The organism is Bacillus litorisediminis (assembly GCF_022808645.1).
Classification (GTDB): domain Bacteria; phylum Bacillota; class Bacilli; order Bacillales; family JC228; genus Bacillus_BF; species Bacillus_BF litorisediminis.
In genome coordinates this window covers 103,266-117,814 of record NZ_JAKZKT010000011.1, presented here as the reverse complement: position 1 = coordinate 117,814, position 14,549 = coordinate 103,266, and the positions used below count along the sequence as shown (strand labels likewise).

The window sequence follows — 14,549 nt, the reverse complement described above, 5'->3', positions numbered from 1 at the left end:
TTCAAGTGGTGAATTTTCTGTATCCGATAATCATGGACCCGACGGGTCCAGTTATTACATGCAGGACAACGATGATTCTTTCGTTCCATCTCTACATATAGGCGGACTATATCCTCATACTGTTCAACTTTGGTAATGACTACATCTTTTAATCCAGGGATATTCATGGTAATATTCATATACACGTAACTCCATTTCTTTTGTCTTGTTTCTCGACAATTCAAGTATAAAAGAATTGGATGTTTACGTGTTTTTTTTATGAATAAAAAGTTGTGTTCAAACCCCAACAAATATTATAGAGCCTAAAAAAAACACCCCACCGCTACATTGTAGTGATAGAGTGTTTATCATCAGCTCTTAATGAATTTTAAATAATCCCTTGAATTCTCAACACAACCTCTGCAATAATGGCAGATCCGAGAAATGTGCCAAGCAGGACGCACATGCCGACAATGATTGTTTTCCAGCCTAGTTTGGAGAAATCGGACCAGGAACGGCCAATGGCAATACCGGCGTAGGCTAAAATAGGTGTTGCAATGGCAAGTAGGTTGACATGAGCTGTCCATTCAACAATTTTTTCCTGACCTGGCATACCTGGTATGGTCAAGATAAACCCGAGAAGTCCAATATAGGCTACACTTGGGATATTAAATGGCAGTAACTTATGAATGATTAAACCAACTAAACATATAAGGGCTAAGACAATCATTCCCGGGATTGCTTGTATTGGAACCACATCATAGCCAATCCAGTTCCCAATAAGCACTACTGCTCCAATAATGACTAACACCATCACCCATTCTTGAATGCTCTTTAACATCTACTTCACCCCCACACCGGCGCCTGGCTCTGTTGTTTTATTCTTCCTTTTCGTCATTAATGCGTAAAGCTTTTCCGTTAATGGCAAGGCTACAAATATACTTACATATAATCCCGTTACCGATGTCGCTAAGTTACTCGCCCCCGAAAAAGCTATGAGGTCTGCTTCCATGTCCGGATAGGCAGCAACAAGAGGGCCTAATGCAGCCGCTGCCATACTTCCGCTTCCAATCCCTGTTGCCATCGCAAAGGACAATGGATGAAGCGGGGTGACAGTGGCTAAGAATCCTGATACCAATCCCATAAAAATGGCCCCGAAAACTGTACCGAAAATGTACATGGCCATGACTCCGCGACCTTCCGGCGACGAAAAACCGTATTTATCCGTAATTAAGGCAACATTAGGTTCTCTCCCAATCGAATGAGTCATCCCAATACTTTCTCTTTTAATTCCGAGTAAAACCGCTACGGGAAGAGCTAAAAAAATGGTGCCAAGGTTCCCAATTTCCTGCAGCAATAAAGCAGGTCCTGCTTCAATGAGCTGTGGCAGGGCTGGTCCAGCCTGCACACCAAACTTTGCAACTAAAAGCGTAACTGATAAAAATACAAGGGATTCCGCATTTTTAGCCTGCTTTTCTTTGACAAGCGGTGTAAAGTATAAACCGACCCCGATCATTACGGCGTAAAGCATCGGTAACAATAAAATCACACCTGGTCCCAGCGGAATTTGGTGAATTCCAATGGTTTCTGTCACTAATACAATCCCCAATACTAAGGCATGAACTCGCCAATCTTTCCATAAACTCTGTACTTGCGCTGCCATATTTGTCAGCTCCTCTCAGGTGATTTTTATCGTATTTCCTTATGCTTCCGCTGACACTTCTTCCCCCGCTCTATTTCTCATGTACTGCAAAGTGGCTGCACCCAAAACTTTAGCAGCAATTAACAGTGCTCTTTCATCCAGATCAAATTTCGGATGGTGATGCGGGTAAGCTGTCTCCCACTCAGGATTTCTTGCTCCCGTAAAGAAAAATGTACCCTTTACTTTTTGTAAATAATAAGAAAAGTCTTCTCCGCCCATGATCGGCTCGGTTTCTCTGACGGACTCTACACCAGGCACTGATTTTGCCAGTTCCGCAACGAATTCTGTTTCCTCTTTATGATTGACCGTTGTAGGATACCCTCGCGTATACGTATATTCATAGCTTGCATCCGAAACGAGACATGTGCCTTTAACAACTTTCTCAATCTCTTTTTCTATAAAATGACGAATCTCTTCTTTAAAAGTCCGAACGGTTCCCGTAAGTTTTGCCGTATCAGCAATGACGTTATAAGGATTTTTGGCTTCAAAGTTACAAACAGAAACAACGGCAGATTCAAGCGGATCAACTCTTCGGCTGACAATTTGCTGCAGGTTTCCAATTAACTGCCCGCCAATCACGATGCTATCCTTTGTCTCATGAGGGGCAGCACCATGCCCACCTTTCCCTTGAATCACAATATCAAAACGGTCTGGAGCCGCTTGTAACGGTCCGACACGGTAGCCAATTTCACCTAATGGCTGCTGGGCCTGCAAATGGGTACCAAAAATGACATCCACACCTTCCAAACAGCCGTCCTCGATCATGGCAATGGCACCCCCAGGCGGCAGTTCCTCCGCATGCTGATGAATAAAAACAACCGTCCCCTCTATCTCAGACTTCATACTATTTAAAACTTTTGCCAATCCAAGCAGTGAAGCCGTATGACCGTCGTGACCACATGCATGCATGACACCATCATTTACCGACTTAAATGGAACATCCGTCTGCTCTTGAATGGGAAGAGCATCAAAATCCGCGCGAAGCGCTACAGTTGGACCAGGCTTGTCCCCTTTTAAATAAGCTACAACACCATTGCCTCCGACACCTGTCCGTACCTCATGCCCCAGCTTTTCATGATAAGCCGCAATATAATTAGCTGTGTTGGTTTCTTGAAAAGAAAGCTCTGGATATTGATGAAGATGCCGCCGAATCTGAACAATCTCATCGTACACTTCATCTAATTTAGTAAACACTTTCTCCATCCTCTAACGCCTCCTACTAGTTAATAAAATATCCCAATCCCTCATGCAGAATATTTCCAGAATTAAAATTCTTGAAATCAAACATCTAGAAATATATTTAAGTCTCATCCTACCACCATTAATATTTCAAATCAATATAATATTTTGAATAATTGGAATAGAAAATATAAACAAAAATGGAGTCGATTTAATAATTCAATTGGTGTCTGTCCCTTGCCAAATTAAAGCATTGATGCACTGATATCGATATACATATAAAAAGCCCTCTATTTTAAATAGAAGGCAGTTAATCTCTTACCATTGGTAGAGATTATATTTGATTTCGTCAATTATTTTTCCTTGAACCGGTTCTTCTAATTTCTCGAGTTCTTTTTGTAAGGCACTCGCCTCTAAGCTTGTTAGTTTAATTTTCGGATGCATCATTTTAGCTTTTAAAAGATTCATTCGCAAATGAGTTGCCGGATGGGTCGTATCAATTCTCGTCTTTTCCAGTTCTGTTTTCCGCTTTAGTCTTTTTCTTTCTCTTTCCGGGAGATTTGCAACTCTGCTTTTAAGTTCTGTAAACAGATTTAATTTTTCGTTATTTAACGCTACTTTTCTACTAATGTGGGCAAATAAATCCCCATAATGCAGTTTTTCTAATACTTGTATAGCTGTATGTGTCCCAGTTACTTCCGCTTCAAACAAATCTGCCTTAAATTCTGCAACTTGCTTATTCCGATAAAGTAAGAAGGTCAGCAGATAGATTAAACTGTAAGGGATGAAAGAGATAGCTTTCATAAAATAATAGGCTGGAACTTCAAGCAGAGACATCCCATCTTCTCTCTCACCATTGGTAGCTTTATCAGGATACAAGAGATCAAACCAAGTATAAATGGTGGAAATGGCTGTTCCTAAATAAAAGCTTTTCGAGAGGTCTTTATTTTCTTTATGCCCAATCTCATGAGCAAGGACAGATAACCGTTCATCTGCATTTAAAATGGAAAAGAGAGGCAGACCGACGGTAACAATCACTTTTCTGCGGAAACCAACTTCCGTGATAGAAGCATTAAACCCATGATCAATAATAATGCCATCTACCTTTTTTGTATTCATTTCTTCGCTTATTTTTTCACAGATACCATAAAGGGTTGGAAATTCATCCCTCGGAAGAATGAACTGGTCTTTTTCTAACCGATCAATCCTCGGACGCAATACCCACGATAAACCGAAAAGCAGAACAATTGCTATATAGATGTAGATATTTTTGTCTGCAAAGAATAAGCAGTACAGTCCGCCTAACAATAATCCAAGGCTTACCATATGAACTATTGTAGCAATAAAGAAAGCCGCGATAGTCGGAATCCATGCAGTCGGTGTCACGCCTTCTTTAATGTTCTCCACCAAACTTTCTCCTAATCGTTCACCCAGCCTTTCGTATAGCCGTGTAATCGGTGTACTCTCTTCGGGTATCGTCGGATTTACATTGTAATCACAATACTCACACCAGGTTATGTACTCTGATGCTGCCGGCATCTGCTTCTGACATTGCGGGCAGGTCTTGGTTTCACTGCTATGCGGGGCCAATTCACTGATTTGGTGCATGGGTATCTTCCCTTCTGATTGTGTCTTTTTACCTATTATAAAGCGAAGGAAGTTTACTGAAAATATGGGAAATATATGTAATTACAAGATTGGCCTTCACCAAATGAATACATCTAGGACTCGCGGCAGTTTATGATAAAATAAATTATCAACCATACAGGAGTGAGATCCTTGATTCATCAATTACTTTCATTACATAATGATAACCTGCACGGCAGCTTTAACAGAGAATATCAGCCGATATTAACTGTGGATTCGGGAGATTCAATTCAATTAAAAACACCAGATATCCAATGGGGCTATTCTAGTGCGAAAACAGAAGAAAGAGTGTTTTATAGTTCGAGAGAAAAAGAGGATCGGCCAGGTCATCCTCTCATCGGACCCATTTTTGTTCGAGATGCAAAACCAGGAACGGTTCTTGAGGTTAAAATAAATGATCTTGTTCCAGGCTGGTATGGGCAAAACTGGGCGGGCGGAGTCAATAGCTGGCAAAACGAAGTACTCGGAATAATCGACCAAAAACGAGTACAGCTAGACTGGGAACTAGATTCCGTAAAGATGACAGGCAGCTGCAAAATTGGAGATCGAACATTTACGGTAGCTCTATCCCCGTTTATGGGTGTAATGGGCGTTGCACCAAAAGAAGCCGGTGTCCATTCAACTGCACCGCCCCGATACTGCGGCGGGAATATCGACTGTAAAGAATTAGTAAAAGGAAGCAGCCTATTCTTGCCAGTTTCAGTTGAAGGAGCTCTCTTCTCTATTGGCGACGGTCATGCCCTGCAGGGTGATGGAGAAGTATCCGGAACTGCAATCGAATGCCCCATGGATTTCGTTGACATTTCCTTAGTTGTCCATGAAGACATACAGCTAACGATGCCAAGAGCCAAGACTCCTTCGGGCTGGATTACGTTTGGATTCAGTGAAGATCTTAATGAAGCAACGGCGGTTGCATTAGATGAAATGGTTCGGCTTATGCAAGGCTTTTACAGAATAGAAAAAACAGAAGCCACTGCATTAGCCAGTGTCGCAGTCGACTTAAGAATCTCACAGGTAGTAAATGGTGTTAAGGGAGTTCACGCTGTATTGCCACATGGGGCGATTCGCATGATTTGAAACATGGGGACGGTTCTTTTGTTTCAGTGAAACAAAAGAACCGTCCCTCTGTTATCTTTTTAGAAAGTAGTCATAAGCAGCTTTGGCAATGCGGCCGATGGTACGTTCCCCTTCTTCCATGGTAACATTCTCTTTAGATAAAACGGCAATCGAAAAGGCACCCTTACCTTTAGGTAAATAAACAATGCCTACATCGTTGATCACGTTGCCGATTGTTCCAGTTTTATGAGCCACTTTTGTTTTGCTAGGCAACAAATAAGGGAGACGGCTGTTAAATTGCTGTTTTAGCAAAATATCTAACATAGCCTCACACGATTTCTCGGAAATAATTTCTTTTCTGGCGATTTTCTCTACAAGTATAGCCATCTCAATCGGCGTTGACACGTTATTGTGAGAATCACCTTGAAAGATAAGGCTGTTATAATCAAAATCCCACTTTACAGAACGTACCTCCTCTGCACTCAAGAAGGAATTTAAATCGAGTCCGATGCTTAGATTCAGTAACTGCCGGCAACTGAAATGAATAAAGGTATTGGATAAACCAAGCTCTTTCATATAAGATGTTACGTTCTCTGTACCGACAAGCTTTAATATCAGATCGGTAGCCAAGTTATCGCTGACAATAATCATCAGTGTGGCTAAATCCTTAATCGTGAACTGCACTCCAGGATGCAAATGTTGAATCACACCGGAACCTATCACGAAATCTTCTTCTTGTACGGTAACGAGATCTTCCAATTTCAGTTTATTGGAATTCACATCGCGAAAGAGTGTTACTAATATCGGAATCTTGAACGTACTGGCCAATTGGAAACGTTCATGTTGATTAACTCCAGCAAACTCCCCCGTGTCCAAATGCTTCACCGCCACACCATAGGTCCCAGAACTGTGTTGCACAATCTCGTCCACCATTTGCTGTAAACCCATATTCGTCTCTTGTATACTCATCTGGCCACACTCCATCAATGAAAAATTTTTTCTTCGCTTTTCTTGTCAAAAATCAACATATGCATGCAGAAGACTGGCCCCAGTTCTTTTACTCCACTTTTGAAACTTGCCTCAAATGATAGGCTGCACGTATAACTTTTCCTTGATCATTTCTTATAAAGCGGATTACTTCGGTCTGGTCCCTCACAATCGCCACGAACTTATCTGAACCAATACTTTTAATTGGATAGGATGTACCTTGAGCGGATACTTCCAGGCTGCCGTTATTCGCAGTAAATTTTAATTCCATTCCTTCCATTGACTGATAAATTCCTTCATAATCTTTTAATAACTCTGCAGGCACCTCTACTTCCTCAAACGTAAACGATGAAGCCGTAATTGAACGTCCTTCAAGGTCATTTAAAGCAGCATTCATAATAGTTGGAGCTGGAACACCCGCAAGGTTTGTTAAAATCATTCCGGTTATTCCTTTCTCAGGGATAATGCAAACTTGCGAAGCAACACCTTTTAAATTTCCCCCGTGCTCTACAAGAGTAACTCCATGAAAATCTGGGGTTATCATGAACCCATATCCATAATACTTTCCTTGTGTAAGTTGTATCCGTGGTTTCACCATCTCTTCTACACTCTCGGGTGTAAGAATTTGATAATTTCCTACTTTGCCTTTATTCCGAAAAATTTCAGCATATTTTAGCATATCATGAACGGTTGACTTTAAAGCTCCTGCACCCCTCATTGCTGGTGACTCCCACCAAATCGGTGCTTCATATACGAAGGTTTCACCATTTTCCTGTTTTTTGGTTGCATAGAGAGAAGTAATATTTTCGTAGTCTTTGATCTCCTCAATTTCAAAATACGTGTTTTTCATACCAGATGGTTCCAGAATATATTGCTTCACGTAGCTTTCATAAGAGATTCCGCTAACACGTTCGACAATGGCTCCTAACAACCCGTATGCATCATTGGAATAACTAAATTCGGTTCCTGGTTCTCCGAGAAGCTCAAAATCTAATTTTCCGATATACTCCATTAATTGCTCATAGGTATCAATAGGCTCCTGACTATCATCTTCCTTTATATGTAACCCAGGGTAATCCTTTACAGATGGATCAGCATCAAGACTTCTTTTTTTGGCGTAGATTAATGAAGGAAGTGGCGGCAGTCCTGCCGTATGAGTCATAAAATGTTCAATCGTCATTTTATTCGTACAGTCTGATCCAGCATAGAATTCCGGCAAATACTTAACAACAGGGTCATGAACATTCAGCTGCCCTTGTTCCTGAAGCTGCATAATGGCTACACATGTAAATGATTTAGTAACTGAAGCTATTCCAAAAACAGTATCCATCGTAACAGGAAGCTTTTTCTCAATATTTCTAAAACCGAACCCTTTTTCATAGACAGGAACCCCATTATGGGCTAATCCTATTGCTACTCCGGGAATCTGATACTTACTAATTAATGCTTCAGCATATGTTTCAAAATCTTTTAAACTTTTAATTTGACCGTTCATACTAATTCCTCCCATTTCCATTCTATTAATCATTCCAAAAACCTTTAATCCAAACGATGAAATGTATAATAATGCTCACTCGTCTGATTATATTTATCCACGCGATCCACTACATTTTTCTTATCTATTACCATCACCCCGGAAACAAGAGCGTTTAGTACGGAAGTAATTACGGGCATACCTTTTAACCCAGTGGGATTTTGGGTCATTACTTTGAGAGTGATATCAGATAAAACCCCTACCGGCGAAAGCTCATGATCTGTAATGGATAGAATTTTAGCCCCTTTTTCCTTTGATGCTTTGACGAAAGAGATCGTCTGTTCCACATATCTTGGAAACGAAAGCGCGATAATTAACCATTCTTCAGTCATCTCAGTTAATAAATAGTTGGCATCATCTATATCGCCTTTGTATAAAATCGTATTACCTCTCACAATGTTTAAACTATAAGCAAGCCAATTAGCCGCACCATAAGAACCTTTTAGTCCGACGATTACAATTTTTTTGGCAGAAATCATACTTTTGACAGCTTCTAGAAACAGACGTTCATCTATTTCTTCAAAGGTTTTTTTTATAAATTTAATGTCCTGCTCTACAACATGACTTATAACATTTTCCTGTATTTCTATTCCTTTTTTGAGTGCTTGAAATGGTTCTTCAACTGGCAAAAGGAGTGTTTTTCGAATCTCCTCTTGTAATGAAGAATAACCGGAATACCCTAGTGCATAGCACAATCGTATGACCGTTGTTTCACTTGTTTCTGATAGTCTTCCAATTTCTTTAGCTGGGTACAATGCTACTAATTTTGGATTATCCAGTATAAAGTTTGCTGCAATTTTAAGACTTTGTGTTAAATCATTGTATTGTTCTTTAATTTGCTGTCTAATTTTATTCATTCATTTCTCCTTTATCATACATTTCTAATTTGTCAGCATATTTCGATCAAACAAATGACAGGAAACCATATGTCCGGGGCTGATTTCGATAGGTTTTGGAGTTATTTCTTTACAAACCTTCATACATGCTTGACATCTTGGGTGAAAAGTACAGCCAGTTGGCGGATTCGATGGATTTGGAACATCCCCGTTTAAAATAATCCTCTCTTTTTTAATGGTTGGGTTTGGAATAGGTACTGCTGACATCAAAGCTTGTGTATAGGGGTGCGATGGGTTTGAAAACAGCTGTTCTTTCGAAGCAAACTCTACCATTTTGCCTAAATACATCACCCCAATTTTATTGCTAATATGTTTAACTACGCTTAAGTCATGGGCAATAAAGATATAGGTTAAACCCATTTGTTCCTGTAAATCCTGAAATAAATTTAGAATCTGTGCCTGGATCGATACATCCAGTGCTGAAACTGGTTCATCTGCCACAATTAATGAAGGATTCACCGCAATTGCACGTGCAATTCCAATACGCTGTCTTTGTCCGCCGCTAAATTCATGAGGGTAACGGTCCACAGCACTCTTATTAAGACCCACCTTTTGAAGAAGGTCGATAACAATAGATTTCCTTTCTTTTGCGTTCTGACCAATTTTGTGCGTAGAAAGAGCCTCTTCTAAAATGGCACCAATTTGTATTCTTGGATTTAAGGAGGCGTAAGGGTCCTGAAATACGATTTGCATATTCTTTCGAATTTTTCTTAATTCATTTTTAGACATCGATGTAACTTCTTCACCTTTGTACGTAACAGATCCGCTAGAGGGTTCAATTAACCGAAGAATACTGCGCCCGGTAGTTGATTTCCCGCAGCCGCTTTCTCCAACCAAGCCAAGTGTATCCCCTTCTTCTAAAGTAAATGAAACTCCATCTACTGCCTTCACAAAACTTTTACTTCTTTTAAATAATCCATTATTAATCGGAAAATATTTTTTTATATCTTTCACTTCAAGTAAGCTCGTACTCATTTCCCTTCCTCCCCATATAGCCAGCATCTGACGGTTTGATTTCCAAACGAATAAAGAGGCGGATTCTCCTCAGAGCATTTATCAAATGCGTGTTTACAGCGGTTTTTGAAAGGACAGCCTTTTGTAATTTCTCCGATATTAGGTACATTTCCTTCTATCGGGTCAAGCCTCTTTCTTTTTTCGTCTAAACTAGGGATTGAATTTAACAGACCCTGAGTATAGGGATGTTTTGGTGCAGCAAATAATGTATAAACATCTGCTTCCTCTACAATTTGTCCATAATACATAACCATGACCCTGTCAGCCATTTCTGCCACTACACCAAGATCATGAGTAATCAATAAAATAGTAGTATTAAATTGTCTTTTTAGCCCATTCATTAAATCCAATATTTGAGCTTGAATTGTTACATCCAGTGCTGTAGTTGGTTCATCGGCAATTAATAATTTAGGATTACATGCCATAGCCATAGCAATCATAATTCTCTGTCTCATCCCGCCTGATAATTGGTGCGGATATTCCTTTATGATTTTTTCTGGACGGGGAATTCCCACTTTTTTTAACATCTCCATGGTTCTTTTCCGGGTCTCAGATTTGGTAACATTCTCGTGTAATTGCATCACTTCACCAATTTGGTCACCAATTTTATGTACAGGGTTAAGAGAGGTCATCGGCTCTTGAAATATCATAGAGATATCCCTGCCGCGAATCTCTCTAATTTCCTTGGGTCTCAACCCATTTAGCTCTTTCCCATTTAATTTAATACTCCCCTGAACAATTCCAGCATGCTTAGGAATCAGCCCCATGATCGAAAGGGATGTTACACTTTTTCCGCAGCCAGACTCACCTACAAGCGCCACTGTTTCTCCTTTATAAAGACTGAAGCTTATTTGACTTACCGTTGTAACCATTTTTTTATCTTCAGTATTAAATTTTATGGTTAGATCTTCTACATCCAAAAGATTACTAGAAGTATCCGATTTAATTTTATCGGCATTTATGAATGTTAGAGTTTCTGATGTCATCCTGTTACCTCCCCACAATCTTTATGAAAATTACTTTATTCTCGGATCAAGTGCATCTCTAAGTCCGTCACCTAATAAGTTAAACCCAAGTACTACTAACATAATGGCAAGTCCTGGAAATAGCGACATCCACCAGGCACTTAGCAAAAATGATTTCCCTACGTAGGCCATGGCACCCCATTCGGGTGTCGGAGGCTGTGCACCTAAACCGAGGAAGCTGAGTGAAGCGGCTGCAAGAATACTTGTACCGAATTGTAAAGTTGATAAGACAATAACTGGTGACATAACATTTGGCAGAATATGTTTACATATAATTTTAAAATCACTGATACCTAATGCACGAACAGCTTCAATATATTCTTTTTCTCGAATAGACAAGACTGCACCCCGAACTACTCTTACATAAGAAGGGATGACAGAAATGGCGACTGCGATCATTGCATTTGTTAGTCCTACACCGAGCACAGCTATAATGGCTATTGCCAATAAAAGAGAAGGAAAAGCTAGTAAGATATCCATAACTTGCATGATGTAAATATCAAGTTTACGATAGTACCCTGAAACAACACCTAAAATGACACCAATAATTCCTGCAATGGATACCGCAACAAGCCCCATCATTAGTGAAACACGGCCACCGTGCATAATTCTGGATAAAATATCTCTTCCAAATTCATCGGTTCCTAGCCAATGCTCACTGGATGGGGGTAAAAAGCGATTTTCCATTATCATTTCCTCTATCGGATATGGTGCTAGGATAGGAGCTAATAAGGATATGAGGATAAAAAATAGTAAAATACCCGCACCTAATAAAGCCCCTTTGTTTGCCCTCAATCTTTTCCAAACCAATCCCCAATATGCCTTCCGGTTAACAACTTCTTCAGCTCCCATTACCGACTCTTTTGAATTCGTATCTGTTGCAAGTTGACTCATTAGCTGTCCCCCTTTCTACTCGTACTTGATTCTTGGATCGATAAAACTATAGATGATGTCCACTAATAGATTTACAAGGATAAACATAAATGCCATGAACAATACAAGCCCTTGAATAGTTGGCATATCTCTCGTAGCAATAGCGTCAACAGCAAGACTGCCAATACCCGGTAAGGCAAAAACAGTTTCAGTCACAACTGCACCTGCCAGGAGACTGCCAAATTGTAATCCAATTACAGTAATGACTGGGATAAAAGCATTTTGCAGACCGTGTCCGAATATGATCCGGACACCACTTGCCCCCTTAGCTTCTGCAGTACGCATATAATCCTGTTTAATAACTTCAAGTAAGCTTGAACGTGTCATTCTGGCAATATTTCCAGCAGCTCCGAGTCCTAATGTAATCGATGGCAGGATTAAAGAATACACCCCTTCATACCCTGATATTGGAAATAACCCTAATTGATAGGAAAAGATATAGATTAAAAATAATGCAATCCAAAATCCCGGTGCTGAAATTCCAATTAATGAAATGACCATAGCTAATCGATCAAATATGGTGTTTTGTTTAACAGCTGCTACTGTTCCCATAACGATTCCTACTAGGGATCCAACCACTAAACTGTATACGGATAATTGAAGGGTAATAGGGAAACGATTTACAATTTCATTTAATACCGGGATTCCAGTAAGATAAGAGGTTCCTAAATCACCTTGAACGGCACTAAAGATAAAGTTGAAATATTGTATATAAAGTGGCTGATCGAGTCCTAACGAGCTTTCTAAATTTCGAATAGCCTCTTCTGTCGCAAATTCTCCTAATATAGTAAGGACCGGATCACCGGGTATAAAATGAACCATCAAAAACACTAGAATGGAAACGCCAAATAAGGTGAGAAGCATTGTAAATAGACGCTTAAGTAAATACTTATACATGGTATATCCCCCCTATATAACTTCAGATGATGGACATATGACGAGTATTTTTCTTACATTCTAAAACTTTTAAACATAGAAGATTGGAAAGGCTTCATTACCTTTCCATCCCCTTATTTTTTATAGACATCCTATTTTAATTTGACATCTGACCAGATAATTTGTCCTGTTATCGGATGAAGCTTGAATCCTTCTAAATCGCGATACGCAACAACATTTTCCCGAACAAATAACGGTACCCATGGAGATTCTTCCACAAGAATCATTTGTGCTTCTTTATAAAGGTCCATTCTTTGTTTAGGATCCATTGTCACACGTGCCTCTTCTAATATCGAAATTAACTCATCGTTTTGATAATGAACTCGTGTGGAGAGATCTCTGCCAAACATGGAGTGAAGAATGTCAGCATCATACCAGCCATATGTCCATAAAAGCATTTCGTGAACCCCTTCAGGTGACTGTGCACGAATTGTCGCATCTTCCTGTACAGAGATGTTCATCTGAACACCAATTTCTTTTAGCTGATTCTGAATAATTTGAGCAATACGCTGCATAACAGGCTCTTGTGTTACCCATAGATCTACTTGTAACGGATTGGACTCATCATACCCTGCTTCGGCAAGCAAACTTTTAGCTTGTTCTATATCCTGTGCATACATCTCAGCGGCATAATCCTCCACCTCTTGGTTATATCCGGGAATAGTTGGAGGTAATGGCCCAAAGATTGGCTGTGCTGCACCTTCTAAAGCAAAATCTACAATCGGTGTACGATCAATCGCTAATGCAATAGCTTTTCTTACTCTTATGTCTTGGAATTTTTCTTTTTTATTATTAAAACCAAGATACACATGGCCATTGGCTAAAGATCTGACTAATTCTGTATTTGGATCACTTTCCAATTCCGCTATATAGTTTGGAGGGACTGAAAGCATGACTTGTGTATTTCCACTTTTGAACTCTAGTAATCTTGTATCATCATCTGGAATAAATCGGAAAACCACTTTATCAAAATTCGCGGCCCCTTTATTTTGAGCATACTCTGGACCTAAATTAAAGCCGTCAAACGTTTCGTATGTGATAGAGGAGCCTCTGCTAATTTCAGATAGTTTTAAAATGCCTGTACTGCTGGCATGCATTCCAAAATCTTCTCCGTATTGGTCAATAACAGCAGAATCTAACGGTGCTAAATAAGCAACAGTTGCATTGCTAAGGAACGGAGCAAACGGCTCGCTAAATTTAAATGTAACAGTCCGGTCATCTTCAGCTACTATCTCTTCAACTGGACCAAGCATATAGCTCGTAGGAGCTGTTTCGAGAAATCGTTCAAACGATTTCTTAACCGCTTCAGCTGTAACAGGTTCACCAGTATGGTAAGTAGCTCCTTCTTTTAAAGTAAAGGATATAACTTTTCCATCCTCAGACACTAGATAATCCTCGGCTAATGCCGGGACAATTTTTCCTTCAAAATCAAACCGAACGAGAGGTTCATACAGATGAGCATTTGCATCATCGACCCAAGTTGTCCTTTGAACATCAATCGTATCTGGTTCCCGGACTGATGTAACAACAATCGTACCGCCATCTGATTGTTCTCCTGAGCCCCCATCTGTCGGCTGTGCATTTCCTGATTGCTTACACCCAGTGAAGATGAAGACAGCCAATAATAAAAACAGTGCATGTACATAATATTTCTTCATTTT

The 14,549-nt window shown here is 39.9% G+C and carries 14 protein-coding genes; 1 reads left to right on the top strand and 13 read right to left on the bottom strand.

Annotated features, from left to right (window positions below):
• From MLE14_RS08110 to MLE14_RS08090, 5 genes are all read right to left on the bottom strand, one after another.
• On the bottom strand, nt 1-179 hold a 179-nt coding region (locus tag MLE14_RS08110), incomplete at its 3' end, for a transposase family protein (protein WP_390628476.1).
• Between the two features lie 188 nt (nt 180-367).
• On the bottom strand, nt 368-820 hold the full coding sequence (locus MLE14_RS08105) for a hypothetical protein (protein ID WP_243297854.1): 453 nt from the start codon (nt 818-820) through the stop codon (nt 368-370).
• Nucleotides 821-1,642, bottom strand: a complete 822-nt coding sequence (locus tag MLE14_RS08100) for a DUF3100 domain-containing protein (protein WP_243297853.1) — start codon at nt 1,640-1,642, stop codon at nt 821-823.
• Nucleotides 1,643-1,681: 39 nt separating this feature from the next.
• A complete protein-coding gene (locus MLE14_RS08095) occupies nt 1,682-2,884 on the bottom strand; it encodes a M20 family metallopeptidase (protein WP_243297852.1) in 1,203 nt (400 codons plus the stop codon).
• 294 nt (nt 2,885-3,178) lie between these two features.
• Nucleotides 3,179-4,468, bottom strand: coding sequence for a M48 family metallopeptidase (locus MLE14_RS08090; protein ID WP_243297851.1), 1,290 nt, complete (start codon nt 4,466-4,468; stop codon nt 3,179-3,181).
• Between the two features lie 171 nt (nt 4,469-4,639).
• Here MLE14_RS08090 and MLE14_RS08085 point away from each other — a divergent pair, with 171 nt between their 5' ends.
• On the top strand, nt 4,640-5,584 hold the full coding sequence (locus tag MLE14_RS08085; protein ID WP_243297850.1) for an acetamidase/formamidase family protein: 945 nt from the start codon (nt 4,640-4,642) through the stop codon (nt 5,582-5,584).
• Between the two features lie 51 nt (nt 5,585-5,635).
• Here the strand turns inward: MLE14_RS08085 and MLE14_RS08080 are convergent, their stop codons facing one another.
• From MLE14_RS08080 to MLE14_RS08045, 8 genes are all read right to left on the bottom strand, one after another.
• Nucleotides 5,636-6,532 carry a serine hydrolase gene (locus tag MLE14_RS08080; RefSeq protein WP_243297849.1) on the bottom strand — a complete coding sequence of 299 codons (897 nt, stop codon included), beginning with the start codon at nt 6,530-6,532 and terminating at the stop codon, nt 5,636-5,638.
• An 88-nt stretch (nt 6,533-6,620) separates the two neighbouring features.
• Nucleotides 6,621-8,045 carry a beta-lactamase family protein gene (locus MLE14_RS08075; RefSeq protein WP_243297848.1) on the bottom strand — a complete coding sequence of 475 codons (1,425 nt, stop codon included), beginning with the start codon at nt 8,043-8,045 and terminating at the stop codon, nt 6,621-6,623.
• A 44-nt stretch (nt 8,046-8,089) separates the two neighbouring features.
• A complete protein-coding gene (locus tag MLE14_RS08070) occupies nt 8,090-8,941 on the bottom strand; it encodes a MurR/RpiR family transcriptional regulator (RefSeq protein WP_243297847.1) in 852 nt (283 codons plus the stop codon).
• A gap of 24 nt (nt 8,942-8,965) precedes the next feature.
• Complete coding sequence (locus tag MLE14_RS08065) at nt 8,966-9,955, bottom strand: ABC transporter ATP-binding protein (protein ID WP_243297846.1); 990 nt, start codon at nt 9,953-9,955, stop codon at nt 8,966-8,968.
• Nucleotides 9,952-10,866, bottom strand: a complete 915-nt coding sequence (locus MLE14_RS08060; RefSeq protein ID WP_243297857.1) for an ABC transporter ATP-binding protein — start codon at nt 10,864-10,866, stop codon at nt 9,952-9,954. Before MLE14_RS08060 ends, MLE14_RS08065 begins: the two co-directional genes overlap by 4 nt.
• Before the next feature lie 144 nt (nt 10,867-11,010).
• A complete protein-coding gene (locus tag MLE14_RS08055; protein WP_243297845.1) occupies nt 11,011-11,913 on the bottom strand; it encodes an ABC transporter permease in 903 nt (300 codons plus the stop codon).
• Between the two features lie 15 nt (nt 11,914-11,928).
• Complete coding sequence (locus MLE14_RS08050) at nt 11,929-12,849, bottom strand: ABC transporter permease (protein WP_243297844.1); 921 nt, start codon at nt 12,847-12,849, stop codon at nt 11,929-11,931.
• Between the two features lie 131 nt (nt 12,850-12,980).
• The gene (locus tag MLE14_RS08045; protein WP_243297843.1) at nt 12,981-14,546 is read right to left on the bottom strand and encodes an ABC transporter substrate-binding protein; all 1,566 of its coding nucleotides are present in this window, start codon (nt 14,544-14,546) and stop codon (nt 12,981-12,983) included.
• Nucleotides 14,547-14,549 lie beyond the last annotated feature (3 nt).

Coding starts and splice junctions, on each gene's coding strand:
- MLE14_RS08105 (WP_243297854.1), bottom strand. CDS start 820: ATGTTAAAGAGCATTCAAGAATGGGTGATGGTGTTAGTCATTATTGGA.
- MLE14_RS08100 (WP_243297853.1), bottom strand. CDS start 1,642: ATGGCAGCGCAAGTACAGAGTTTATGGAAAGATTGGCGAGTTCATGCC.
- MLE14_RS08095 (WP_243297852.1), bottom strand. CDS start 2,884: ATGGAGAAAGTGTTTACTAAATTAGATGAAGTGTACGATGAGATTGTT.
- MLE14_RS08090 (WP_243297851.1), bottom strand. CDS start 4,468: ATGCACCAAATCAGTGAATTGGCCCCGCATAGCAGTGAAACCAAGACC.
- MLE14_RS08080 (WP_243297849.1), bottom strand. CDS start 6,532: ATGAGTATACAAGAGACGAATATGGGTTTACAGCAAATGGTGGACGAG.
- MLE14_RS08075 (WP_243297848.1), bottom strand. CDS start 8,045: ATGAACGGTCAAATTAAAAGTTTAAAAGATTTTGAAACATATGCTGAA.
- MLE14_RS08070 (WP_243297847.1), bottom strand. CDS start 8,941: ATGAATAAAATTAGACAGCAAATTAAAGAACAATACAATGATTTAACA.
- MLE14_RS08065 (WP_243297846.1), bottom strand. CDS start 9,955: ATGAGTACGAGCTTACTTGAAGTGAAAGATATAAAAAAATATTTTCCG.
- MLE14_RS08060 (WP_243297857.1), bottom strand. CDS start 10,866: ATGGTTACAACGGTAAGTCAAATAAGCTTCAGTCTTTATAAAGGAGAA.
- MLE14_RS08055 (WP_243297845.1), bottom strand. CDS start 11,913: ATGAGTCAACTTGCAACAGATACGAATTCAAAAGAGTCGGTAATGGGA.
- MLE14_RS08050 (WP_243297844.1), bottom strand. CDS start 12,849: ATGTATAAGTATTTACTTAAGCGTCTATTTACAATGCTTCTCACCTTA.
- MLE14_RS08045 (WP_243297843.1), bottom strand. CDS start 14,546: ATGAAGAAATATTATGTACATGCACTGTTTTTATTATTGGCTGTCTTC.